The following is a 24905-nucleotide window of genomic DNA, read 5'->3' on the forward strand; positions in this document are numbered from 1 at the left end:
TACCGAAAAATCTTGGTGAAATTAGGGCGACCGCGCAAATCGGCGGTGTGGCCGTGCCTTGCTGTCATGGCTGTGCCCCCGGCATCAGCCGCAGGATCGCCTCGGCATTGATTGCCCAAGCGCCCAGCGCGATCACCACGCCGACGGCGGCAAAGACCAGGTCATGCAGCGGATCCCAGGCCTGCATCTTGCGCGCCAGCCGCACCACCACCGGGTAGACCGCGATCATCGCAATCCCCTGCCCCGCCAGCGCACCCAGCAGCCCGCCGAACTGCAGGCCCGCCAGCAGCCCGGTGACCATCAGGCAGGCTCGCGTCGCCTGCAGCATGAAGAAGCGGCGGCTGTCGCCGGCGGCCACCGCCGTCTGGTCATAGGTCAGCGCCACGATCAGGGGGATTTGCACGATGGCGATCACCACCGCCACCGGCCCGGCCATCGCGTAGCGCGGATCATAAAGCAGATCGACCAGCCAGACGCCCGAGGCGGCAAACACCGCCTGCAGCGCCATCAGCGCGGTCGAGACCAGCACCCGCATCTTGCGCAGCTTGGCGAAGTTTGCAGGATCGGCACCCGGCGGAGTTTCGCGGTAGATCGGGATCAGCACCTTGCGGGTGATCATCAGCCCCAGCATCATCGGAAAGGAGGCGAGGAAATAGCCGATGTTGTAGACGCCGAACTGGTCGATCGGCAGGTAACGGCCGAGGATGATCTTGTCGCCTTGGTGAAACAGGAACCCCACCAGCGTCGACAGGAAGATCCACTTGCCGAAATGGATCAGCTCCTGCGCGGCGGGCCTTTCCCAGCGGAAATGGTTGCGCCGCCCCGGCAGGAAGACCGAGTTCAGCCAGAGCTGCGCCAGCATCGACAGCACGCCCGAGATCACCAACGCCCAGACCGAGCGCAGCCAGAACGCCAGCGACACCGCGAGGACAATGCCGATCACCTGGGTGCCGATGTCGAGCAGCGTCACCCGGCCCAGCATCAGGTGGCGGTTGGCGGTCTCCATCTTGGTCGGGTTGAAACCCTGGACGATCAGCGTCACCGCCATGGCAGGCAGCAGCAGCATCAGCATCGGCTCGCCGTAGATCTGCGCCGCGGGCCAGGCCAAGGCACAGGCGGCCAGCCAGAGACAGAAGCCGCGCACCACCTGGATGGTCCAGGCGGTATCGAGGAAATCCGGGTCGTCGCCGCGCTTGCTCTGCTGGATCGCCGGGGCGACGCCCACGTCGGAAAACATCTGCAGCCCCTGCAGGAAGACCATGGTCAGGGCCATCATGCCAAAGGCTTCGGGGAAGAGCAGCCGGGTCAGGATCAGGTTCGAGGCCAGCCGGATCAGCTGGGCCGAGCCGAAGCCGCCCAGCGTGAAAAGCGCCGAGCGCAACGCCCGCGCGGTCAGCGAGCTGCCGCGGAATTTCTGCACCATGGCAATCATCGGCCGCGGCTCCAGCCGCTGTCGCCACCCAGCCGCGTGGCCAGCGCCACCCCGGCATAGACGACAAAACCCGATGGATCGCCCAGCGCCAGCCGCAGCTTGCGCGCGAGGCTCACCGGCGGCTTCTCGTCATTTGCGGCGAGCGCCGGATAGGCCCGGTGGATCTCGGTCACGCCGATGTTCTGCCGTCGCCGCACCCGCACCAGCGCGCGCCAGCCCTCGACCAGCGGCCAGCGATAGCGGCCGGGGACCGCGTGGCGCTCTGCCGCGGTGAACTGCAGCCTGGCAAATGTGTCGTCGGAAATGATCTGCGGCCAGTCACCCCAGCGGGCACGACCGCCGGCATTGACCGCGAACAGCCCGCAGCCCGGCACGCCCTGGGCGATGAACGGCACCTTGCGGTAAATCCGGGCGTAGGCACGCGACACGGCGGAGCGCGGGAGCATGATCTCGAGCCGACCGCTGGCATAGGCGGGCGCGGCGCCGCTCAGGTGCTCTTCCAATTGTCCCAGGACCTCTTCATCGACCTCGACGTCAGCATCGAGATAGGCACGCACCGGCGCCCGGACAATCGCGTCACCGGCATTGAGCGCCGCGATCTTGCTGCCTTGGGTGAGCTCGATCACATCCAGCCGCCAACCGCGGGCGGCAAACGCCTCGGAAAACCCCCGCGCCAGTGCGGCGGTGTCATCGCGGCAGCCGTTGGCAACGACGATGACCTGGGCGCGCGACGGGCCCCGCGACGCCAGAACGGCGGCGAGACAGGGCCGGATCCACTCTGCCTCGTCGTGGGCGGGGAGCACCACGGCGAGTTGGTATTGCGCCTCTTCTGGCACCACAGGGCCTCACATGCGATAAGTTCAGCATCCGGGACTATACATGCAACTGTGGCCAAACCATGATGCGGCGCAGAAATTCCGCGGAAAGTCGCCCATGTCCCAGCCCGACACGCTTGGTTATCTTGTGCCCCAGTTTCCGGGCCAGACGCATATCTTCTTCTGGCGCGAGATTGCCGCGCTTGAAGCCATGGGCGTCACGCCAGTGCTGTTTTCGACCCGAAGGCCGCCGGCTGGCCTGATCGCGCATGACTGGTCAGAGGCGGCGATGGCGCGCACCACCTATCTGGGCGAGGTCTCCCTGCGCCGCGCTGCGCGGGTGCTGCCGCGCCTGCCTTGGGGCGCGCTTCTGCGCGAAGCAGGGCGCGACGGGATCGCGGTGCTGAAGGACGTGCTGGTCTGCGCCGCCGCCGGCGAGGCGCTACGCGACCACTGCGCGCGGCAGGGGATTTCCCATGTCCACGTGCATTCCTGCGGCCGCGCCGCGCTGATCGCCGCCTTTGCCCGGCATCTTGGGGGGCCTGGGTATTCTCTGACCCTGCATGGCCCGCTGTCGGACTACGGCCCCGGCCAGCGCTACAAGTGGCGCCATGCGCGCTTTGCCACGGTGATCACCAGGAAGCTGATCGCCGAGATGCAGGCCGAATTGCCCAAGGACCTGCCGCCGATGATCCTGCGGCCGATGGGCGTCGACACCGACTACCTGCGCCGCGACACGCCCTATCGCCCGGTGCAGCCCGGCGAGGCGCTCAGAGTCTTTGCCTGCGGACGGCTCAACGTCGTCAAGGGCCACCAGGACCTGATCGAGGCGGTGCGCCAGCTGCGCGCCGCAGGCCATGACGTGACGCTGGAGATCGCCGGGCAGGACGACGATGGCGGCGGCGGCTTCCGGCTGGTGCTGGAGCAGTTGATCAAGCAGCACCGGCTGCAGGACCACGTGCGCCTGCTGGGCGCGATCGACGCGGCTTCGGTCAAGGCCCGGCTGCTCGAGGCACATGTCTTTGCGCTGGCCAGCTGGCACGAGCCTTTGGGCGTGGCCTACATGGAGGCGATTGCCTGCGGCGTGCCCACCATCGGCACCGCGGCGGGCGGCGTGCCCGAGCTGATCGACGACGGCGTCGAGGGGCTTCTGGTGCCGCCGAAAGCCCCCGAGGCACTGGCCGCAGCGCTGTTGCGCATCGCCGAGGACCCTGCGCTGGCCCAGCGCCTCAGCACCACCGGCCGCGCCCGGATCGAGCGCGACTACAGCGCGCGGCTGGGGGCTGAGGTGATCGTGTCGGAGATGCGCAAGGCTTTGGGGTGACTTTGACCGTTGCGCGACACGCGCCCCGGACTTGATCCGGGGCCTCGTGGAGGCAGGCCTGGAGGTCCCGGATCAAGTCCGGGACGGCGGTGCCTTGTAAGGTGCCGGGGTCGCTTTACGCCAACCCGGCGAGGGCACGGCGCCCAACCGGAACAGGCGCCAAACGCAGCCCCGGACCCTGATCCGGGGCCTCATGAGGTGAACCTTGGATATCTCACGACACCCCTCTGCGCCCCCCTACTCCCGCAAGATCGCATTCCGCCACTCGTTCTCGAACGCCGCCCGCTTGAGCTGGTCAAGGTAAACCAGCAGACCGGGCCCGAGGTTGATCCGGCTCAGCGCCATCTCGCTGTTGCTCAGCCAGCGGTCGACCGAGAGCGCCGGGTCGCGGCCGAAGGCCTGCGCCAGGATGTGGTCGACGAAATCCCCCGCCAGCTCCGGCTCCGGCGCCTCGACCGGGATCACCACGGTGCGCAGCATGATGGTGGTGAAATCCGAGGGCAGGATGATGCTGATCCCCGAGACATCCTGGCGCTGCAGCGCATAACTGCCCAAGACGTTGTAGGCGACGTAGAGATCGCCAGAGGACACCGCGTCGATCATCTCGGAGGTGCAGCAGTAAAGCCGCGCGCCCAAGCCCCCCATCACCTCGGTCAGCCGCCAGTAGGTCTCGGACACCCGGCTCTCCTGGGTGGCAAAGAGATAGCCCAACCCCGAGACCCGCACGTCATAGGTGCCCACCTTGCCGCGAAACCGCTCGGGGTTGCGGCGCAGCACGTCGATCAGGCCCTGGCGACTGCGCGGTATCCCCTCGGCGGCAAAGGCAGCATCCGAGACGACGATCGCCGCCGGCTCCTGGGTGAAGGCAAAGACCATGTCGTTCCATTTGGCCCAGGCTGGCAGATCGCGCGTCACCTCGGAGCTGTGGCGTTGCACGTGGCCGTCGTTGGCCAGCTTGGTCTGCAGGTCCATGGCACTGGAGATCACCAGATCATAAGCCGCCTGACCGCCGGTCATCTCGGCCATGACATCGGCGGAGCTGGCGACAATATAATCGATGGACACCCCCGGCACGGTGGCCAGATAGCTCTCGATCCGCGGCGCAAAGATCGCGGTGTCCGTTGTCGAGAGAATGCGCAGGCGGCGCGTCGCATCCGCCGGGCCGAAGAGCGTGCGGTCCTCGATCTCCAGCGCTGCCACCGCAGTGGCGGCCAGTGTCAGGACAAGGGAAAGAACAAACTGGCGCATGCACCACCTCCTGGCTGGGTTTCGAGCCGCAGGCTGCCGCCATGGGCGGCCACAACGTCTTGCACGATGGTCAGCCCGAGGCCCGAGCCCACCACTCCCTTGGCATTGCTGCCACGGGCAAACCGCTCGGTCAGGGCGGATTCGGCACCCTCGGGAAAGCCCGGCCCCTCGTCCTGCACGGCCAGGCGAATGCCGCCGGCCTCGCGCATCAGCGAGATCTCGATGCGGGTGTCGGCGGGGCTGTACTTGATGGCATTGTCGAGCAGGTTGCGCACCGCACTTTGCAGCAGGATCGCGTCGCCGCTGATCTCGCCCGGCTCCGAGCGGGTGATCTGCAGCCCGATGTCGGCGATCTCGGCCACCGGGCGGATGCGCTCGACCGCGTCGATCATCAGCGCCTGCAGATCGACCCGTTCCTGCGCCAGGCTGTCGAGCCGGAAAGAGACCATGGCGTGATCAAGCAGCTGCCCGGCGGTGCGCGAGCTTTCGTCGATCGCCTCGATCATCTCGCGCATGGCGTCGCGGTTCTCGGGCTTGTGGATGTGGCGCTGGATGATCTCGGCCTTGGTCCGCACCACCGCCAGCGGCGTGCGCACCCGGTGCGCCGCCTCGGCGATGAAATCCTCGGACCGTTTGAGCGAGGCCTCGAGCCGCGCCATGAAACCGTTGAGCGAGGTCACCAGCCGCGCCATCTCCTGCGGGACCGGTGCGTTCACCGGCCGCAGATCGGTCGGCCCCCGGCGCGAGACCGAGGCGGTGAGCCGGTCGAGCGGCCGGATCGTCGCCCGCGCGATCAGCAGCGCCAGCAGCGCAGTCAGCACAAAGAACCCGGCCCCCACCGCCAGCGACAGCCGCGAGGTCCAGGCCAGGGTCTGGCGCTGGCCCGACAGGGTCTGCGCCACGCTGACCTCGAGCACGTTGCGCCCCAGATCGGTGGCAAAGGGCCTTGTGACGGCGGCAATCCGCACGTCCTCGCCCAGGAACTCGGCCGAGAGCTGCGCCGCGCCGCGCGCCGCCACCGTCGCCGGGCGCGGCAGATCGGCATAGCCGGTCAACAGCTCGTCCCCAAGCCGCACCGCATAGAACACCCGCTCGTCGGTGATGCTGTCGAGCATCGAGAGCGCCGCATAGGGCAGGTCGACCATGACCGAACCATCGACGATCCGCGCACTGTCGAGCACCGAGAGCGCCGAGGCGGTGAGGATGTTGTCCTGGCTCTGCTGCGCCACTTGCCGCGCCACCGATTGCACCAGGAAATAGACCAGCACCGCCAGCACCGCCGAGGCGCAAAGCAGGAACACCAGCAGCCGGCGGCGGATCGAGCCCTGGACCACCGGCTGGGTCATGTCCGCTCCAGCTTGTAGCCAAGCCCGCGCACGGTGGTAATGGTCACATCGGTGCCGGCCAGATGCTTGCGCAGCCGCGCCACATAGACCTCGATGGCGTTCTCCGAGACGTCCTCGTCATAGGAGAACAGCCGGTCGACCAGCACCGGCTTGGAAAAGATCATCCCCGGCGCATTGATGAACACCTCGAAAAGCCGCAGCTCTCGGGTGCGCAACTGGATCGCCTCGGCGCCCACATGCAGCACGCCGCTGGCCGAATCAAAGCGAATCGCCCCGAGGGTCAGAACGCTGCTGGCGCTGCTGCCCCTGCGGCGCAGCACGGCGCGGCAGCGCGCCTCGAGCTCGGCGAAATCGATCGGTTTGACCATGTAATCATCGGCCCCGAGATCGAGCAGGCTGATCCGGTCCGACACCTCCGAGCGGGCGGTCAGCACGATGGTCGGCGTCCGGTTCTCGGTCAGGCGCAGGTGGGTGAGAAAGCTGCTGCCATCGCCGTCCGGCAACATAATATCCAGCAATATCATGTCGTAAGAGGTGGTCGCCACGAAATCCTGGGCGGTCTCAAGGTCGCCGGCATGGTCGACGACGTGACCGTCGAGACTGAGCCGGTCGACCACCGCCGCGGCCAGCGGCGCATTGTCCTCGATCAGCAAGAAGCGCACCCGCCCTGTCTCCTTCTGCAACCCATGTCAGCTTGGTGTCAGGTTTTGCGACCAAACCCCCTTTCACATGACGTGCATATGTCATGCCGTCAAACGGGAGGAAAAGATTATGACATTCGCTCTGGGCCGTCGCGCCCTTCTGGCCGCCGCTGCGGCCGTCGCCTTCACCGGTCCGGCTTTTGCCGAAGGCCACCAGATGCTCGACAAGATCCACTTCCTGATCCCCGGCGGCGCCGGCGGCGGCTGGGACGGCACCGCGCGCGGCACCGGCGAGGCGCTGACCAAGGCGGGCCTCGTGGGCAATGCCTCCTACGAGAACATGTCCGGCGGCGGCGGCGGCAAGGCGATCGGCTATCTGATCGAGAACGCCGAGAGCAACCATGACACGCTGATGGTCAACTCGACCCCGATCATCATCCGCTCGCTGACCGGCGTCTTCCCGCAGAACTTCCGCGACCTGACGCTGGTGGCCGGCACCATCGGCGACTATGCCGCGCTGGTGGTCAATGCCGACAGCGACGTCGACAACATGGAAGACCTGCTCGCCGCCTACGAGGCAGACCCCAATGCCACCGCCATCGGCGGCGGCTCGGTGCCCGGCGGTCTCGACCATCTGGTCGCGGCCATGGTGATGGAAGCGGCCGGCAAGGACCCGCTGCAGGTCAAGTACATCCCCTATGACGCCGGCGGCAAGGCGATGGCCGCGCTGCTCTCGGGCGAGATCACGGCGCTGTCGACCGGCTTCTCCGAAGCGGTTGCGCTGGCCGAGGCCGGCGAGGTCAAGATCATCGGCGTCACCTCCGATGAGCGCGTGCCGGCCTACGAGGACGCCCCGACGATGAAGGAACAGGGAATCGACACCACCTTCGTCAACTGGCGCGGCTTCTTCGGCGCCCCGGGCCTGCCCGAGGACAAGGTGGCGATGTACCAGGACGCCATCGCCAAGATGTACGAGACCGAGGAATGGGAAGCCGTGCGCGCGCGCAACGGCTGGGTCAACATCCACAATTCCGGCGACGACTTCCGCACCTTCCTGGAAGACCAGGAAAAGGTCATCGGCGACCTGATGAAGAAGCTGGGCTTCCTCTGATACGTCCATGGCGCTTTCGCGGGCGGGCGTCGCAGCCCCCCGCACACTCAAAGGCATCCGAGCAGAAAGGAAGGGGGGACTCCATGTCCTCCCTTCCCTGAAAGGTCCAAGACCCTTCCCCTTGCACGGTCATCGGCTCCTCAGCCTGTACCGTGTTCGCAGGATGCCGCAGAATTCGTTAAGATAGTCTTTCCTCTTGCCGAAAATACCCTCGGGGGGCCGCCCATGGCGGCGGGGCAGAGCCCCACCCTGTGCCCGGCCAGAGACAAGCACCCCTCAAGGAGACCCTGGATGGCCCTCGATCGCTGGATTGCCTTCATCATACTCTGCGTCGCCCTGGCCTATGCCTATGCGGCCTTCTTCACCATGGACCAGCTGCTGCCGCCCTTCATGCAGCGCAACCCGATCTGGCCCAGCACCTTTCCAAAGGTGCTTTCGGTCCTCGCCATCCTGACCTCGCTGGTCATCCTCTTCGGGCTGGAAAAGGCCGCCGAGAGCGATGCCGAGCCGGAAATCGACTACCGCCGCCTTGGCGATTACCACCTCTGGCAGGCGATCGCGCTGCTGGCGCTGATGGTGGCCTATGCGCTGCTGCTGCGCCCGGCGGGTTTCCTGCTGTCGACGGTGGGCTTCCTTGCCGGCGGCGCCGCCATCCTCGGCGAGCGCAAGTTCCACATCCTGCTGCCGATCACCATCTTCGCCACCGGCGTGGTCTGGTACCTGGTCGAGCAGGTCCTGGGCATCTTCCTGCGCCCGCTGCCGTTTTTCCTGTGAGGAGACAGAGACATGCTTGAAGGACTTCTCATCGGCCTGCAAACGGCCCTGTCGCTCCAGAACCTGCTGATGGTGATCGCCGGCTGCCTGATCGGCACGTTCATCGGCATGCTGCCGGGCCTCGGTCCGATGTCGATCATCGCCATCATGATCCCGGTCGCCATCTCGATGGGCGACCCCTCTGCTGCGCTGATCCTGTTGGCGGGCGTCTACTACGGCGCGATCTTTGGCGGCTCGACCTCCTCGATCCTGCTCAACGCCCCCGGCGTGGCCGGCACCGTGGCCAGCAGTTTCGATGGCTATCCGATGGCCCGCAAGGGACAGGCCGGCAAGGCGCTGACCATCGCCGCCATCGCCAGTTTCGCCGGCGGCACCATCGGCGCCCTGCTGTTGATGATCTTCGCCCCGGCGCTGTCCTCGGTGGCGCTGCTGTTCCACTCGGCGGAATATTTCGCGCTGATGGTGGTCGGCCTCTCGGCGATTGCCGCCTTTGCCGGCACCGGCCAGGTGGCCAAGGCGGTGCTGATGACCCTGCTGGGCCTGATCATGGCCACGGTGGGCGAAGGCGCGCTCTTCAACCTGCCGCGTTTCACCATGGGGATCATGGACCTGCAGTCGGGCTTCGGCTTCATCACCCTCGCCATGGCGATGTTCGCCCTGCCAGAGGCGCTCTTTCTCGTGCTGAAAAAGCGCGAGATGTCGGGCGACGGCGGCAAGATCGACAACCTGCGCATCAGCGGCGCCGAGGCGCGCGCCATCGCGCCGGTGATCGGCCGGCAGTCGCTGCAGGGCTTCTTCATCGGCGTCCTGCCCGGCGCCGGCGCCACCATAGCCAGCTTCCTGGGCTACGCGGTGGAACGCAACATCGCCACCAAGGCCGAGCAGGAGGAATTCGGCAAGGGCTCGATCAAGGGCCTGGCCGCACCGGAAACCGCCAACAACGCCGCCTGCACCGGCTCCTTCGTGCCGCTACTGACCCTGGGCATCCCCGGCTCCGGCACCACGGCGATCCTGCTGGGCGCGCTGATCGCGCTCAACGTCACGCCGGGCCCGCGGCTGATGGTGGACGAGCCGCAGGTGTTCTGGGCGGTGATCATGTCGATGTTCATCGGCAACCTGGTGCTGCTGATCCTCAACCTGCCGCTCATTCCCTATATCGCCAAGGTGCTGTCGATCCCGCGCAACTACCTGATCCCCTTCATCTTGTTCTTCACCCTGATGGGGGCCTACATCGGCCAGAACAATGCCACCGAGCTGCTTCTGCTGGTGGGCTTCGGGGTCTGCGCCACGGCGCTGAAGTTCGCCGACTATCCGCTGGCGCCGCTGCTGATCGGCTTCATCCTCGGCGGCATGATGGAGAACAACTTTGCCCGCTCGATGCAGCTTTATGACGGCATGGGCTTCATCCTCGACCGGCCGATGACCCTGGCGCTTCTGGTGGTTGCCGCGCTGCTGGTGATCCTGCCGAGCTACCGCGCCCACCGGGCCCGCGCCCGCGCCAAGGGTGTGGCCGAAGGCGACTGATACGGCGGCGGGCGGGGGCCTGTCCCCGCCCGCGCGACCATTCCTCAGGCCGCAGCGTCCAGCGACGCGGCCTTGCGCGTCAGGGCGGCCACCGTCGCCTCGGCCACCCGGCCCAGCCGTTCCCCCGCAGCATCATCCAGTCCCGCGCCGCGCAGCTTGGCGGCCTCTTCGATCTCGCCCAGCGTGCCGCGCAGGGCCACCGCGCCGACCAGCGCCGCCGAGCCGGCGAGCTTGTGCGCCGCCTTGCCCAGTGCCTCGACATCGCCGGCCCGGTCCAGCGCGATCAGCGCCGGCACCGCCGCCTCGATCTCGGCGCAGACCTTGTCGAGCGTTGTCCTGAAGGCCAGTGGCGAAAGCACATCGCCCAGTTCGTCGAGCACCCGGCCGTCGACCGCGGTGCATTTCTGCGCCTCGGAACCAGCCTCTGCGCCCGGCGCGTTCTGCGCCACGGCTTCGTAGAGCTGCTGCACGCGGATCGGCTTGGACAGGCAGGCGCTCATGCCGGCCTTGCGGAACCGGGCGCATTCGCCGGGCATGGCATGAGCGGTCAACCCGACGATCGGCGTCCGGCAGTTCGGGCCGTGGCCAGCGCGGATTGCCTCGGTCGCCTTGATGCCGTCCATCCGCGGCATGCTGACATCCATCAGGATCACGTCATAAGCCCGGCCCTGAGCCATCTCGACCCCTTCCAGCCCGTCGCGCGCCTCGGTGATGGCGTGGCCCGCCCGGGTCAGCAGTTCCCGCGCCACCATGCGGTTGGTCTCGTTGTCCTCGACCAGCAGGATATCCAGCGGTGCGACCGGTCCGTCGCGGAGGGGCACGGCGCCATGCGCGGCCGGCACCGCATCCTCGGCGGTCCTGGCGGCGGTGTCATCCCAGCGCAGCGGCAGCCGGAACCAGAAGCGGCTGCCGACGCCCGGCGTGCTCTCGACGCCGATCTCGCCGCCCATCGCCTGCACGATGCGGCGCGAGATCGCGAGGCCCAGCCCCGAGCCGTCAGCATTGCGGGCATAGCCGGTTTCCAGCGTCACGAAGTCGTCGAACACCCGGCCCTGCTGGTCCTCGGGAATGCCGATGCCCGAGTCGATGACGCTGAATTCCATCTCGGTCAGGCCGTGCTCCTGCCGCCGCGGGGTGGCCTGAACGGTGATCCGGCCGGCATCGGTGAACTTCACCGCATTGCCGATCAGGTTGACCAGAACCTGCCGGATGCGGTGGCTGTCACCCGTCAGCGCATGGTCCGGCGCGGTCAGGGTGCTGACCAGCTTCAGGTTCCTGGAGGTGGCGGCAGAGCCGGTCACCTGAATGGCGTTGCCGACGATTTCCTCGACGTCGATCGGCGTGCTCTCCAGCCGCAACGAGCCGGTCTCGGCCCGGCTGACATCCAGCACGTCGTTGATCTGCCGCAGCAGATGCTCGCCGGCGGTGCTGGCGGTATCGGCATAGGTCGACTGCTCTTCGGTCAGCTCGGTGCTGCGCAGCAGGTCGACCGCGCCGAGGATGCCGTTCAGCGGCGTGCGCATCTCGTGGCTCATCACCGCGATGAAGTCGGACTTGAGCTTGCTCGCCGCCTCGGCCTGTTCCTTGGCATTGAGCAGCTCGCGGCTGCCCTGCCGATAGACCAGCACCGAGATCAGCCCGACCAGAAGCACACCGCCGAGAATCGCCCCGAGAAAGAACCACGAAGTGTCGCGGACAAAGGCCTTTTCGTTGGGCACCGCCGCCAGCTGCCAGCTGCCGTTGGGCAGGACGACCTCGGCAAAGGTGCTGGCGGTGTCGAAGACGCCGGCCTCGCCCACGATCAGCGCGCCGTCGGTCCCGAGCGCGTCGACACCGCGAATGGCCAGATCGACCCGCGGATCGATCCCGCCCAGCCCGGCATCGGCAAAGAGCGCGTCGACATCGATCAGGATGGTTGCAAAGCCCCAGAATTCGTCGAACCCGGTGCGGCTCTCGAAGCCTTCGAGAAAGATCGGCAGGCGGGCGATGATCGCGAGGCCCCCCTGCTTGAGCGTCAGCGGGCCGGCGACGATGAACTTGCGCTCTTCGATCGAGCGCAGCACCGCCGGGCGCCGCGCCGGATCGGCGATCAGGTCATGGCCGATGGCGGCACGGTTGCGCTCGACGTCGGTGAGATAGGTGACAACCGCATCGGGGGCGAGTTGCAGGCTCATGACACCGGGCACCGATTCCTTGAGGCTGTGGGCGAAGTTCTCGAAATCCCGGGCGGTGAAGCCGGGGTTGGCCTTCACGAAGGCCTCGAGCGCAATCGGCAGGCTGAGCCGCTTGTAGAGCGCCGATTCCAGCGCCGAACGCGTCGCCATCAGCTCGCCATTGGCGAGGGTCTCGGCGTTGAAGGCATGGGATTGATCGCGTTCGCGCACATAGAGCGTGACAAGCGCGACAATCAGGGCCAGCAGCATCAGGCCGGCAAGCGTCGCCACGACAAGCGAGCGCCAGCGGATCTGCAAATATGTGGTGCGTAGGGTCATGCGGCTACCCTACACCACCCGATGCGACGCCCGGCGCGCGCAATGGGGCAGGTTCCGGTCTCAAAAGGATAGGCGGGAAGGGGTGTCGCGGCTGGCACGCCCCCGGGACAGGCGGTACTGGTGCCGGTGATAGGACTCGAACCTACGACCCCATCATTACGAATGACGTGCTCTACCAGCTGAGCTACACCGGCGCCGGTCAGGCAATTAGCACCGCCCCGATCCCCTTGCAAGCCGCGTTTGCGGCCCGTGAATGGCCCCGGGCGACCTCTGGTCAGGCGTGACAGGGCGTCGCGGGGGCGATATTCGCGGCTTTACCGGTAACAGGCTTTTGACCTTGGGTCACATCCGACATATGTAAGCCGCTCTTGTATCCCGGGCCCCCGGCCCTGCCCCTTGGCAAAGGACATCTCCGATGCTCGATCACCTCGACATGCGCAGCACGCTTGCCGAACATTATGATCTCGCCCCATCGCTCGATCTCGCCGAAGACATGGCCGATCTCTACGCGCCGATGAAGCCCTCGCTCACCCCGCCGGACTGGGCGATGTTCGCGCCCTATGTCGCGGCGATCAACCGTCTGAAAAAAGAGCGCAATGCGGTGATCCTGGCGCATAACTACATGACGCCCGAGGTCTTTCACGGCATTTCCGACGTGGTGGGCGACAGCCTGGCGCTGGCGATCAAGGCCAAGGAGGTCGAGGCCGATGTCATCGTGCAATGCGGCGTGCATTTCATGGCCGAGACCTCGAAGATCCTGAACCCCTCGAAGACCGTGTTGATGCCCGACATGGGCGCCGGCTGCTCGCTGGCCGAATCGATCACCGCCGACGGCATCGCCGAGATGCGCGCCAAGTATCCCGGCGCGCCTGTGGTCAGCTACGTCAACACCACCGCCGAGGTGAAGGCCGCCTCGGACATCTGCTGCACCTCGGCCAATGCGCTGCAGATCGTCGAGGCGATGGACAGCGACACCGTCATCATGACGCCGGACCAGTTCCTGGCCCAGAACGTCGCGGCGCAGAGCTCGAAGAAGGTGGTCTACTGGCCCGGCTCCTGCATCGTGCACGAGCTCTATACCGCCGATGAACTTAACGCCTATCGCGAGGCCAACCCCGGCGTGAAGATCGTCGCCCACCCGGAATGCAAGCCCGACGTTGTCGAGGCCGCGGATTTCACCGGCTCGACCACCGGCATGATCGACTGGGTGCGCGACACCCGGCCCGAAAAGGTGATGCTGGTCACCGAATGCTCGATGGCCGCCAATGTAGCGCAGGAGCTGCCCGAGGTCGACCTGACCAAGCCCTGCAACGCCTGCCCCTACATGAAGAAGATCACCCTGGAAAAGGTGCTCTGGTCGCTGCACACCATGCAGACCCCGGTCGAGGTTGACCCGGCTGTTGCCGAAAATGCCCGCGTCGCGGTCGAGCGGATGATCGACCTGTCGCGCAAGCTGGGGCTCTGAGACGGGTGCAGGTGGTCGAGACCACCCGCGTCGTCATCATCGGCGCCGGGCTGGGGGCGCTTTACGCGGCGCTGAAACTGGCGCCGCGTCCGGTGGTGATGATCTCGCCCGAAGTTCTGGGCGAGGGCGCGAGTTCCGCCTGGGCGCAGGGCGGGGTGGCCGCGGCGATGGACCCGGCCGACAGCCCCGAGGCGCATGCCACCGACACGGTGAAGGCCGGGGCCGGCATAGTTGACGGCACGGTGGCCGATCAGGTCGCCCGGGCTGCGCGCGACCATATCCTCGACCTCACCGACCTCGGCGCGCCGTTCGACCGCACCGACGCTGGCGGCTACGTGCTCTCGCGCGAGGCGGCGCACAGCTTTGCCCGCGTAGTGCGGGTCAAAGGCGACCAGGCCGGGGCAGAGATCATGAAGGCACTGGTGGCGCAGGTCCGCGCCACGCCCTCGGTGCAGGTGATCGAAGGCTGGTTGGCCTCGGGGCTGGAGGTCGAGGGCGGCCGTGTCACCGGCGTCACGCTGGAATCCGCAGGCGAGGGCGGCTCCGCCCCGGTGCTGTTGCGTGGCGCAGGCGTGCTGCTGGCCGGCGGTGGCTCCGGCGGGCTTTATGCGCTGACCACCAACCCCCGCCGCATCCGCGGCCAGGTGATTGGCATGGCGGCCCGCGCCGGCGCATTGATCGCCGATCCCGAGTTTGTGCAGTTCCATCCCACCGCCATCGCCTCGGGCGAAGACCCGGCACCGCTGGCCACCGAGGCGCTGCGCGGCGAGGGCGCCACCCTCGTCAACCGCGACGGCACCCGCTTCATGCCGGCGGCCCATCCCGATGCCGAACTGGCGCCGCGCGACATCGTGGCCCGCGCGGTCTTTGCCCAGACCCAAGCCGGGTTGTCGCCGATGCTCGACACCCGCGCCGCGCTCGGCGACCGCATCCTGACGCTCTTTCCCGGCGTGGCCGAGGCCTGCCTGCGCGCCGGCATCGACCCGGCGACACGGCCGATCCCGGTGGCCGCCGCCGCGCACTACCACATGGGCGGCATCGACACCGACGCCAAGGGCCGCGCCAGCCTCGGCAACCTCTGGGTCTGCGGCGAGGCGGCCTCGACCGGGCTGCACGGCGCCAACCGGCTGGCCTCGAACGGACTGCTGGAAGCGCTGGTCTATGCCCGCGCCTGCGCGCTGAGCATGGACGAGAGCCTTGGCACCGCTGCCGAGGCCCCCGAGGTGCAGCTACCGCTCCAAGCGGGCGGGCAAGCGCCCGACGAGACCGCTTTGGCCGCGCTGCGCGCCGTGATGACCGCCGATGTCGGGGTCATCCGCACGGCCACAGGCCTGCGCCGCGCGCTCACCGACATCGCCCAGCTCGAGGCCGAGAACCGCCAGAGCCAAACATTCTGCAACATGACCGCCACCGCCACGTTGATCGCCGCGGCCGCCCTCCTGCGCGAGGAAAGCCGTGGCGCGCATTTCCGCGAGGATTTCCCGCAGCCCGCGCCTGAGGCGTGGCGCAGCCGGATCACCCTCGCCGAGGCCTGCGCCCTGCGTGACCGGGTGGCACAGGAGACCCCCGCATGACCGCCCATTCCTCCGTTCCCGATCTGGTGCTCGAACCGATGCTGCGCATGGCGCTGACCGAGGATCTGGGCAGCTACGGCGACATCACAACCCGCACGGTGATCCCCGCCGGCACCATTTACAAAGCCCGACTGACCGCGCGCGAACCCGGCGTGGTCTCCGGCATGCAGGTCGCCGCGCTGGCCTTTCGTCTGGTCGATCCGGCGCTGTCGCTGACCACCCACCTGCCAGACGGCAGCGCCTGTGCGCCCGGCGACGTGCTGATGGAAATCGAGGGCGATGCCGCCTCGATCCTCACCGGTGAACGCGTCGCGCTGAACTTTGCTGGCCGTCTGTCCGGCATTGCCAGCCTGACCGCAGCCTTCGTGGCCGAGACCAGGGGCACCGCGACCCGCATCACCTGCACCCGCAAGACCACGCCGGGGCTGCGGATCGTCGAGAAACTCTCCGTGCTGCACGGCGGCGGCTTCAATCACCGCTTTTCGCTGTCGGATGCGATCCTGATCAAGGACAACCACATCGCCGCCGCCGGCGGTGTGCGCCCGGTGCTCGAGGCCTGCAAGGCGCAGGCCAGCCACATGATGCGGGTGGAGATCGAGGTCGACACGCTCGACCAGCTCTCCGAAGTGCTCGAGGTCGGCGGCGCCGACGTGGTGCTGCTCGACAACATGGACACGGCCAGCCTGCGCAAGGCGGTGGCGCTGGTCGACGGCCGGTTGGTGACCGAAGCCTCGGGCAACATGAAGCTCGAACGGATCGCCGAGGTGGCGGCGACCGGGGTGGACTACATCTCCTCCGGCGCACTGACCCATTCCGCCCGGACGCTCGACCTCGGCCTCGACTTCTGAGGCTTTTACCGCCCGTCGCGGTTCCGCGCCGGGACCTCGACGTTTGACATGAGGCCCCGGATCAAGTCCGGGGCGCGGTGCGCCGAGAGTTAATGCGGAGCGCTTGTTCCACGCCGTCCCGGCCCCCGCGCCGGGACCTCAACGCTTGCCATGAGGCCCCAGATCACGCCCGGGGCGCGGCGCGCCGGGGTACAGCCGCCCGCCAAGCCCCCCAAACCGCCCGCTTTCCACACAAAACGCCCCCCCTGCCCCCCTCCAACAGGACCGCGCGGCTTTGTCCGGTTGAAACGCAGGCGGGGCTGGTTTATTCGACCGGGGAATAGAAGCATTTGGCGAAATCCGGGTTGCGCCCGGGCGGGGCGCGCGTTCACTGATAACCCGTCACATCCCAAAGAACCTTGCACTTCCACTATCTGAAAAAGGGCACCACATCATGGCCGAAAACAAGTCCCCAGACATACTGTATACCATTGTAGACGAAGCGCCGGAGCTCGCCAGCGCCTCCTTCCTGCCGATCATTCGCAAGTTCGCCTCGGCGGCGGGCATCAGCGTCGGCACCAAGGACATCTCGCTGGCCGGCCGGATCATCGCCACCTTCCCCGAGAACCTGACCGACGCGCAGCGCCAGTCCGATGACCTGGCCGAGCTGGGCGAGCTGGTGAAACAGCCCGGCGCCAATGTCATCAAGCTGCCCAACATCTCTGCCTCGGTGCCGCAGCTGGTGGCCGCGGTCAAGGAGCTTCAGTCCCAGGGCTACGCGCTGCCGGATTACCCCGAAGACCCGCAGACCGACGAAGAGAAAGCCGTCCGCGCGCGCTATGACGCGATCAAGGGCTCGGCGGTGAACCCGGTCCTGCGCGAAGGCAACTCCGACCGGCGCGCCGCCAAGGCCGTCAAGAAGGACGCGCAGAACAACCCGCACCGCATGGGCAAATGGTCTGCCGACAGCAAGACCAAGGTCTCGTCGATGGACGGCAACGACTTCCGCTCGAACGAGGTGTCGGCCACGCTGAGCGCCGCCCAGGCCGGCAAGGCAAAGATCGAATTCGTCGGCAAGGACGGCAGCGCGCAGGTGCTGAAGGACGGCTGGGCGCTGGAAGACGGCACCGTGGTCGATGCGACCTTCATGTCCTCCAAGGCACTCTCGGCCTTTCTGGAAAAGCAGATCGAAGAGACCAAGGCCGAAGGCACGCTGTTCTCGCTGCACCTCAAGGCCACGATGATGAAGGTCTCCGACCCGATCATCTTTGGCTATGCGGTCAAGGCCTGGCTGAAGCCGGTCTTCGAGAAGTTCGGCGACGAGCTGAAAGCCGCTGGCGTGAACCCGAACTCCGGTCTCGGCGACCTGCTCGAGCGGGTCAAGGACAAGCCCGAGATCATGGCGGCCATCGAAGAGGTGACCGGCCAGCGCCCGCCGATGTACATGGTGAACTCGGACAAGGGCATCACCAACCTGCACGTGCCCTCGGACGTGATCATCGACGCCTCGATGCCCGCGCTGATCCGCGCCGGCGGCAAGGGCTGGGGCCCGGACGGTCAGGAAGGCGACAGCAACTGCGTCATCCCCGACAATTCCTATGCCCCGGTCTATGACGAGAGCATCAAGTTCTTCAAGGAAAACGGCGCGCTGAACCCGGCCACCGCCGGCTCGGTGCAGAACGTCGGCCTGATGGCCCAGAAAGCCGAGGAATACGGCTCGCACCCCACTACGTTCGAGGCCCCCTCTGACGGCAGCTTCCGCATCGTGCTGGAAAACGGCGACGTGCTGCATGCGCATGACGTCGAAGCCGGTGACATCTGGCGCGCCTGCACCACCAAGAAGGCGCCGATCGAGAACTGGGTGCAGCTGGCGATGGACCGTCAGCGCCTGACCGGCGTTCAGGCGATCTTCTGGCTGGACGAGAGCCGGGCGCATGATGCCGAGCTGATCAAGTACGTCACGCCGATCCTCGAAGCCAAGGGCGTGGCCGACAAGTTCGAGATCATGGCCCCGCGCGAAGCCACCCGCGCCTCGCTCGAGACCATCACCGCCGGCAAGGACAGCATCGCCATCACCGGCAACGTGCTGCGTGACTACCTGACCGACCTGTTCCCGATCCTCGAGCTCGGCACCTCGGCCAAGATGCTGTCGATCGTCAAGCTGATGAACGGCGGCGGTCTGTTCGAGACCGGCGCCGGCGGCTCGGCGCCGAAGCACGTGCAGCAGCTGGTCGAGGAAAACCACCTGCGCTGGGATTCGATGGGTGAATTCTGCGCCCTGGGCGAGAGCCTGAAGTTCCTCGCCGACAGCCAGGGCAATGCCAAGGCCGGCGTGCTGGGCGAAGCTGCCGAGGTGGCGACGCAGGGCATTCTCGACAACGACCGGTCGCCCTCGCGCAAGGTGGGCGAGCCGGACAACCGCGACAGCCACTACTGGTTCGCCCGCTACTGGGCCGAGGCGCTGGCCGCGCAGGGTGACGACGCCGAACTGGCAGCGCACTTCAAGCCGATCGCCGAGGAACTGGCCGCCAAGGAAGCCGAGATCACCGGTGAACTGGCCGCGGCGCAGGGTCCGGCGGTGGATATTGGCGGCTACTACAAGCCCGACGTCGAGAAGAAGGCCAAGGTGATGCGCCCGAGCGCGACGCTGAACGCGATCATCGGCTGAACTGGCCGGTGTTGAAGGTTGAAGCCGTCCGGGGGTCCCGGGCGGCTTTTTCGTTTCGGTAATGGGTTGGCGGGGAGGCCCCGGATCAAGTCCGGGGCGTGTTTCGCCGGGTGTTGGTTACTCGCCCGGTCGGCAAGCGTCCCGCCTCGGTCGTGCACGATACGGGCCAGATTACCCAGACCGCGCGAACAGCGCCAAAGGCGCCGCGCGATCGCCAGACCGCCCCCAGGGCTGGCGATTGGCCGACGTAAGCACGTCGCTCGTTCGAAGTCCGGAGATGTCAGGGATAAACCGCGCCGATCAGACCTGGGATCGCCATCCCGCGGTCTGGCCGTCGCGCGGCATGGCGGATGTTGCGGGGAAAGGCAGCGCTCTGAACGTCGCCGTCCCGGGCTTGACCCGGGACCTCGCCGTCAACCATGAGGCTCAGGTCCGGGGCGCGGCGTGCGGAATGTTGCGCGGTCGCTGAGCCTGCATGCGTCAGGTCTTGCGAGAGCGGCTGGCCAGGGTCAGACGTCGCAAAGAGACACCAGCACCTTCGCGCGAACAGCGCCAAAGGCGCCGCGCGATCGCCAGACCGCCCCCCGGGCTGGCGATTGGTCGACGTGGGCGCGACGCACGTTCGGAGTCCGGAGATGTCAGGGATAAACCGCGCCGATCAGACCGGGGATCGCCATCCCGCGGTCTGGCCCACGCGCGGCTTGCTCCGACGTCGATCCAAGCAAGATCCGTCCCGGGCTCGACCCGGGACCTCCCGGCCAGCCAGAAAGCCCGGAGCTCACCCAACCCGCGCCAGCTCCCGCAGACCGGCCAGCTCGCAGATCGCCGACAGTACCTCCTCCGGCCCCTTGTCATGCCGCAGTGCGGCAAAGAGGAACGGCCGCTCCCCGCGCATCCGCCGGGCATCGCGCTCCATCACCTCGAGCGACGCACCGACATGCGGCGCGAGGTCGGTCTTGTTGATGATCAGCAGGTCGGACTTGGTGATCGCCGGGCCACCCTTGCGCGGGATCTCCTCGCCGGCGGCGACATCGATCACGTAGATGGTGAAATCCGCCAGCTCCGGGCTGAAGGTCGCCGAGAGATTGTCACCGCCAGATTCCACCAGCACCACCTCGAGATCGTCGTGCCGCGCCCGCATCTCGGCGATGGCGGCGAGGTTGATCGAGGCATCCTCGCGGATCGCGGTATGCGGGCAGCCGCCGGTCTCGACCCCCATCACCCGGTCCTGCGGCAGCACCTGCATGCGCATCAGCGCCTCGGCGTCCTCTTGCGTGTAGATGTCATTGGTGATCACCCCGATCGAGTACTCCGGGTGCATCAGTTTCGCCAGCTTGGCGGTCAGCGTGGTCTTGCCGGCGCCGACGGGGCCACCGATGCCGATGCGGAGGGGTCCGTTCATCCGGGTCATGAGCGAAAGATCCTTGGTTGCAGGGTTTCATGGGCCAGCGCCGCCACGTCCGACAGGAAGGCATTGCTGTAGAGGTCCTCGACCCCGGCCTCGGCGGTTTCGGAGGCGATACGGGCGCAAAGCGGGGTGAGCGCGGCCAGCGCCGCCTGCCCCTCGGTCTGGCCCAAGGGCACCAGCCGGATCGCGGCCGAGGTCAGGTTGGCGGCAAAGGCATGCAGATACATGGCGCTGGTCTGTTCCAGCGGCAGACCCGCCAGCCGCGCGGCACGGCCCAGCGCCACCGGTAGCACCATGTCGGGCAGGTCGAAGCCCCAGATCTCGCGCACCGTCTTGCAGAAGGCCACGCCTTGCAGATCGGCCTCCATCAGCCGCTCGGCAGAGGCGGCGAAGGCGCGGGCGGTGGCGTCGACCTGATCCAGCCCCGCGTCATCCTCGGCCTGCCAGCCCAGCGAGACCAGCACCGCATCGGCCCGGCCGCTCCCGTCGGCCAGAAGAGGCTCCAGCCAGTCGCGCAGGCTCTCGCCGCAGCGCACCCAACCGCGGGCAATGGCGGTTTCGAGCCCGTGCGAATAGGCGAAAGCGCCCAGCGGAAAGCCGGGCGAGAGCCAGTGCTGCAGGGTCAGCAGATCAGTGTGCATGGGCGGTATGGCCGTGTTCATGCGCATGAGTGCGTCCATGGCCATAGGCGCCGCCTTCGGGGGTGAAGGGCTCGTTCACTTCCTGCAAAACCGCGCCCAGATGCTCCAGCATATGCCCGATCACCGGGTCGCGCTGGATCAGCAGGCGGGCACCCTCGATCTGGCAGGGGGTGTGGCGGTTGCCGACATGCCAGGCCAGGCGGGTGAGATCGCCGGTCACGGCATAAAGCGCTTCCTCGGCGGCCACCACCTCGATGCAGGCGCCATTGGGCAGGGCAAACCCCTGACCGTGATCGACCGAGGTGGTCTGTTCGAGATCGACCAGAAAGCGCAGACCGCGCTCGGTCGTCAGCACCTTGCGGCGCAGGAAACGGTCGTCATAGGTCAGATGCACGCGGTCGGTGCAATTGTCGGGATGGGGCACCACGGTCTGGGTGACGGGAAGGGTCATGGGAATCGTCCTCTGGGGATGAGGGTCAGTCAGGCGCGCGGGCGCGCCCGGGATCAGAACAGGAAATACCGCTGTGCCATCGGCAGCACTTCGGCGGGCTGACAGGTCAACAGCTCGCCATCGGCGCGCACCTCGTAGGTTTCGGGGTGCACCTCGACATGCGGCGTCGCGGTGTTCAGCTTGAGGTGCGACTTGCCGATTTGGCGGGTATTCTCCACCGCCACGGTCTGTTTCGCCAGCCCCCAGGTCTCGGCAATGCCAAGCGATTGCGCGGCGGCCGAGACGAAGGTTACGGCGGAATTCTCGACCGAGCGGCCATAGGCGCCCCACATCGGCCGGGAATAGACCGGTTGCGGCGTCGGGATCGAGGCGTTGGGGTCACCCATCTGCGCGCAGGCGATGGTGCCGCCCAAGAGCACCATCTCGGGCTTCACGCCGAAGAACGCCGGGTTCCAGAGCACCAGATCGGCGCGCTTGCCGACCTCGATCGAGCCGATCTCATGGCTCAGACCATGCGCAATGGCCGGGTTGATGGTGTATTTGGCGATATAGCGGCGAACGCGGAAGTTGTCGTTGTCGCCGGTCTCCTCGGCCAGCCGTCCGCGCTGTTTCTTCATCTTGTCGGCGGTCTGCCAGGTGCGGATCAGCACCTCGCCGACGCGGCCCATGGCCTGACTGTCCGAGGCGATGATCGAAAACGCGCCCATGTCGTGCAGGATGTCCTCGGCGGCGATGGTCTCGCGGCGGATGCGGCTCTCGGCAAAGGCCACGTCCTCGGGGATCGACATGTCGAGGTGGTGACAGACCATGAGCATGTCGAGATGTTCCTCGAGCGTGTTCACAGTGAAAGGCCGGGTCGGGTTGGTGGACGAGGGCAGAACATGCTCTTCCCCGCAGATCTTGATGATGTCGGGGGCGTGGCCGCCGCCGGCGCCCTCGGTGTGGAAGGCGTGGATGGTGCGGCCCTTCATCGCCTTCACCGTGTTTTCGACAAAGCCGCTTTCGTTCAGCGTATCGGTGTGGATCATCACCTGCACATCCATGTCGTCGGCCACCGAGAGGCAGCAGTCGATGGCGCCGGGGGTGGTGCCCCAGTCCTCGTGCAGTTTCAGCGCGCAGGCGCCGCCCTTGATCTGTTCGACCAGCGCTTCGGGCAGCGACGCATTGCCCTTGCCGGCGAAGGCGAGGTTCATCGGGAAGGCGTCCGCCGCCTGCATCATCCGCCCGATGTGCCAGGGGCCGGGGGTGCAGGTGGTGGCCAGCGTGCCATGCGCCGGGCCGGTGCCGCCGCCCAGCATGGTGGTCAGGCCGGAATGCAGCGCATCCTCGATCTGTTGCGGGCAGATGAAGTGGATGTGGCTGTCGAACCCGCCGGCCGTCAGGATGCGGCCCTCGCCGGCGATCACCTCGGTGCCCGGCCCGACGATGATGGTCACGTCGGGCTGGGTGTCGGGGTTGCCGGCCTTGCCGATGGCGGCGATGCGGCCGTCCTTGAGGCCGACGTCGGCCTTCACGATGCCGGTCCAGTCGACGATCAGCGCGTTGGTGATGACGGTATCCACCGCGCCCCCGGCGCGGGTGGTCTGGGCCTGGCCCATACCGTCACGGATCACCTTGCCGCCGCCGAACTTGACCTCTTCGCCGTAGGGACCGGTCAGGTCACGCTCGACCTCGATGATCAGGTCGGTGTCGGCCAGCCGCAGGCGGTCGCCGACGGTGGGGCCGAACATGGCGGCATAGTCAGAGCGTTTGATCGTGGCGGGCATTGTTTCAACCTTTCACATTTACGTGAAGAAAACTGTGACTCGAAGATCATTAAGATCTTATCTTCGTTAAGGGTCGGGGGGACTCGTGGTTTTCCACACCCTCGACGACTTCGGCATGACCAGAATAGTTCACTCGATGAGACTCGGAAAAAGGGTGAATCATGTCGAGCACAGCATTTTGGCTACAGGCCTTCGCATATCTAATCTTTCTCCTCGCGATCACCGGGCAATGGAAAGGTTGGTGGTGACATCCACCTACTTCTTGGTCTTCGGGCCGCGCTTGATCAGCCGGCCGACGTTGGACTTGGTGGTCGAGCGAATGGGCTTGAGCGCATGGGACAGGGTCTTGTGCGCTTCCTGCCCCTTCATCGTGCCCATCACCATGCGGGTGCCGGCCTCGGTAAAGGCCTTCTGCTTTTCGGTGACCATGCGGGTGTTCTCGGACGGCAGGACCGACCAGAGACCGGCCCATCCCATGACCCGCATCCAGATCACGGCGCTGGCCTCCATCGCCATCAGCGTGGCCTGTGTCTGGAATTTCAGCATGCCGAAGGGATCGGTGTAGACATCGTATTTCATAGCGGACCCATAACCTTTTGATTGAAACCAAAGATGCGTCGGGCGCCGGAGATCGGGATCAGGCTGACGTCGCGCCGCTGGCCGGGTTCGAACCGGACGGCGGTGCCTGCAGCAATGTCCAGACGTCTCCCACGCGCGGCGTCACGGTCGAAATCTAGGGCGGGATTGGCTTCGGCAAAGTGATAATGTGAGCCTACCTGCACCGGGCGGTCGCCGGTGTTGGCCACCATCAGCGTGATCGCCTCGGCGCCTTCGTTCAGCGTCAGGCGGCCTTCGGCGGGGAAAAGCTCACCGGGGATCATTTGCGCAGCACCAACAGCGCGGTGGCGACAGCCACGAGGCCCAGCGCCAGGGTCACCGTCAGCCAGTTGCCGGCGCCATGCGGGTGCAGGTGGCCGCCGGAATGGGCCAGCGCCGGCGCGGTCGAGAGGGTGAGGGTGAACAGCGGGGTGAGCAGGCGGGTCATGGTGAAGTCTCCTTTTGGAACGGTGGGTTGCAAACCCACCCTGCGGGTCAGCGGATCGGATTGTGGACGGTGACGAGCTTGGTGCCGTCGGGAAAGGTGGCCTCGACCTGGACCTCGTGGATCATCTCGGGCACGCCCTCCATGCATTGGTCGCGGCTGATGACCTGGGCACCAGCCTCCATCATGTCGGCCACCGAGCGGCCGTCGCGGGCACCTTCGACCACCGCGTCGGTGATCAGGGCAATCGCCTCGGGGTGGTTCAGCTTGACGCCACGGCCAAGCCGCCGCCGGGCGATTTCGGCTGCCATGGCCACGAGCAGCTTGTCCTTTTCGCGGGGGGTCAGGTTCATCGG

At 66.8% G+C, this 24905-nt stretch carries 22 protein-coding genes and 1 tRNA gene; 8 read left to right on the plus strand and 15 right to left on the minus strand.

Translation table 11 applies throughout. The annotated features are described in order from the left end of the window. Positions 1-64: 64 nt before the first annotated feature. A complete protein-coding gene (locus tag ACN0SE_RS11410; protein ID WP_417524648.1) occupies positions 65-1432 on the minus strand; it encodes an oligosaccharide flippase family protein in 1368 nt (455 codons plus the stop codon). Beyond that, positions 1429-2271, minus strand: coding sequence for a glycosyltransferase family 2 protein (locus ACN0SE_RS11415; RefSeq protein ID WP_417524649.1), 843 nt, complete (start codon positions 2269-2271; stop codon positions 1429-1431). Before ACN0SE_RS11415 ends, ACN0SE_RS11410 begins: the two co-directional genes overlap by 4 nt. Positions 2272-2365: 94 nt before the next feature. On the opposite strand from ACN0SE_RS11415, the gene epsE reads away from it, so the two are divergent. Next, a complete protein-coding gene (gene epsE / locus ACN0SE_RS11420; RefSeq protein ID WP_417524650.1) occupies positions 2366-3571 on the plus strand; it encodes an exopolysaccharide biosynthesis GT4 family glycosyltransferase EpsE in 1206 nt (401 codons plus the stop codon). Positions 3572-3808: 237 nt separating this feature from the next. Here the strand turns inward: epsE and ACN0SE_RS11425 are convergent, their stop codons facing one another. Genes ACN0SE_RS11425 through ACN0SE_RS11435 form a run of 3 tightly spaced genes read right to left on the minus strand, consistent with a single transcriptional unit; the run spans position 3809 to position 6827 of the window. Then, positions 3809-4819 carry an ABC transporter substrate-binding protein gene (locus ACN0SE_RS11425; protein WP_417524651.1) on the minus strand — a complete coding sequence of 337 codons (1011 nt, stop codon included), beginning with the start codon at positions 4817-4819 and terminating at the stop codon, positions 3809-3811. Further along, on the minus strand, positions 4789-6165 hold the full coding sequence (locus ACN0SE_RS11430; RefSeq protein ID WP_417524652.1) for a sensor histidine kinase N-terminal domain-containing protein: 1377 nt from the start codon (positions 6163-6165) through the stop codon (positions 4789-4791). Before ACN0SE_RS11430 ends, ACN0SE_RS11425 begins: the two co-directional genes overlap by 31 nt. Further along, positions 6162-6827, minus strand: a complete 666-nt coding sequence (locus tag ACN0SE_RS11435; RefSeq protein WP_417524653.1) for a response regulator transcription factor — start codon at positions 6825-6827, stop codon at positions 6162-6164. Before ACN0SE_RS11435 ends, ACN0SE_RS11430 begins: the two co-directional genes overlap by 4 nt. Before the next feature lie 109 nt (positions 6828-6936). Here ACN0SE_RS11435 and ACN0SE_RS11440 point away from each other — a divergent pair, with 109 nt between their 5' ends. The 3 genes from ACN0SE_RS11440 (at position 6937) to ACN0SE_RS11450 (ending at position 10215) form a co-directional block, all read left to right on the plus strand. Then, positions 6937-7917 carry a Bug family tripartite tricarboxylate transporter substrate binding protein gene (locus ACN0SE_RS11440; protein ID WP_417524654.1) on the plus strand — a complete coding sequence of 327 codons (981 nt, stop codon included), beginning with the start codon at positions 6937-6939 and terminating at the stop codon, positions 7915-7917. A 291-nt stretch (positions 7918-8208) separates the two neighbouring features. Continuing rightward, positions 8209-8691, plus strand: a complete 483-nt coding sequence (locus ACN0SE_RS11445) for a tripartite tricarboxylate transporter TctB family protein (RefSeq protein ID WP_417524655.1) — start codon at positions 8209-8211, stop codon at positions 8689-8691. 12 nt (positions 8692-8703) lie between these two features. Further along, a complete protein-coding gene (locus ACN0SE_RS11450) occupies positions 8704-10215 on the plus strand; it encodes a tripartite tricarboxylate transporter permease (RefSeq protein ID WP_417524656.1) in 1512 nt (503 codons plus the stop codon). Between the two features lie 44 nt (positions 10216-10259). Here ACN0SE_RS11450 and ACN0SE_RS11455 read toward each other — a convergent pair whose 3' ends face one another. Together ACN0SE_RS11455 and ACN0SE_RS11460 are read right to left on the minus strand one after the other, a co-directional pair. Further along, positions 10260-12707 carry an ATP-binding protein gene (locus ACN0SE_RS11455; protein WP_417524657.1) on the minus strand — a complete coding sequence of 816 codons (2448 nt, stop codon included), beginning with the start codon at positions 12705-12707 and terminating at the stop codon, positions 10260-10262. 118 nt (positions 12708-12825) lie between these two features. After that, positions 12826-12901, minus strand: a tRNA-Thr gene (locus tag ACN0SE_RS11460). A gap of 221 nt (positions 12902-13122) precedes the next feature. Between ACN0SE_RS11460 and nadA the strand changes: the two genes are divergently transcribed. The 4 genes from nadA to ACN0SE_RS11480 all read left to right on the plus strand — a co-directional run bounded on the left by nadA (position 13123) and on the right by ACN0SE_RS11480 (position 19241). After that, positions 13123-14172, plus strand: a complete 1050-nt coding sequence (gene nadA / locus ACN0SE_RS11465; RefSeq protein ID WP_417524658.1) for a quinolinate synthase NadA — start codon at positions 13123-13125, stop codon at positions 14170-14172. 5 nt (positions 14173-14177) lie between these two features. Beyond that, positions 14178-15746 carry an L-aspartate oxidase gene (locus ACN0SE_RS11470; protein ID WP_417524659.1) on the plus strand — a complete coding sequence of 523 codons (1569 nt, stop codon included), beginning with the start codon at positions 14178-14180 and terminating at the stop codon, positions 15744-15746. After that, complete coding sequence (gene nadC, locus ACN0SE_RS11475) at positions 15743-16594, plus strand: carboxylating nicotinate-nucleotide diphosphorylase (protein ID WP_417524660.1); 852 nt, start codon at positions 15743-15745, stop codon at positions 16592-16594. Before ACN0SE_RS11470 ends, nadC begins: the two co-directional genes overlap by 4 nt. Before the next feature lie 433 nt (positions 16595-17027). Continuing rightward, on the plus strand, positions 17028-19241 hold the full coding sequence (locus ACN0SE_RS11480) for an NADP-dependent isocitrate dehydrogenase (RefSeq protein ID WP_417524661.1): 2214 nt from the start codon (positions 17028-17030) through the stop codon (positions 19239-19241). A 778-nt stretch (positions 19242-20019) separates the two neighbouring features. Here ACN0SE_RS11480 and ureG read toward each other — a convergent pair. From ureG to ACN0SE_RS11520, 8 genes are all read right to left on the minus strand, one after another. Continuing rightward, the gene (gene ureG, locus ACN0SE_RS11485; protein ID WP_417524662.1) at positions 20020-20652 is read right to left on the minus strand and encodes an urease accessory protein UreG; all 633 of its coding nucleotides are present in this window, start codon (positions 20650-20652) and stop codon (positions 20020-20022) included. Next, on the minus strand, positions 20649-21290 hold the full coding sequence (locus tag ACN0SE_RS11490) for an urease accessory protein UreF (protein WP_417524663.1): 642 nt from the start codon (positions 21288-21290) through the stop codon (positions 20649-20651). Before ACN0SE_RS11490 ends, ureG begins: the two co-directional genes overlap by 4 nt. Continuing rightward, positions 21280-21741 (minus strand): urease accessory protein UreE, encoded by a 462-nt coding sequence (locus tag ACN0SE_RS11495; RefSeq protein WP_417524664.1) that lies wholly within the window; start codon positions 21739-21741, stop codon positions 21280-21282. Before ACN0SE_RS11495 ends, ACN0SE_RS11490 begins: the two co-directional genes overlap by 11 nt. Positions 21742-21794: 53 nt before the next feature. Then, on the minus strand, positions 21795-23507 hold the full coding sequence (ureC, locus tag ACN0SE_RS11500; RefSeq protein ID WP_417524665.1) for an urease subunit alpha: 1713 nt from the start codon (positions 23505-23507) through the stop codon (positions 21795-21797). A 255-nt stretch (positions 23508-23762) separates the two neighbouring features. Continuing rightward, positions 23763-24086 (minus strand): antifreeze protein, encoded by a 324-nt coding sequence (locus tag ACN0SE_RS11505; RefSeq protein WP_417524666.1) that lies wholly within the window; start codon positions 24084-24086, stop codon positions 23763-23765. Further along, positions 24083-24388, minus strand: a complete 306-nt coding sequence (locus ACN0SE_RS11510; protein WP_417524667.1) for an urease subunit beta — start codon at positions 24386-24388, stop codon at positions 24083-24085. The genes ACN0SE_RS11505 and ACN0SE_RS11510 overlap by 4 nt, the downstream gene beginning before the upstream one ends. Continuing rightward, positions 24385-24552 (minus strand): hypothetical protein, encoded by a 168-nt coding sequence (locus tag ACN0SE_RS11515; RefSeq protein WP_417524668.1) that lies wholly within the window; start codon positions 24550-24552, stop codon positions 24385-24387. Before ACN0SE_RS11515 ends, ACN0SE_RS11510 begins: the two co-directional genes overlap by 4 nt. 47 nt (positions 24553-24599) lie before the next feature. After that, positions 24600-24902 (minus strand): urease subunit gamma, encoded by a 303-nt coding sequence (locus ACN0SE_RS11520; protein ID WP_417524669.1) that lies wholly within the window; start codon positions 24900-24902, stop codon positions 24600-24602. Between the last annotated feature and the right edge of the window lie 3 nt (positions 24903-24905).

The organism is Marinovum sp., from assembly GCF_048263515.1.
Classification (GTDB): domain Bacteria; phylum Pseudomonadota; class Alphaproteobacteria; order Rhodobacterales; family Rhodobacteraceae; genus Marinovum.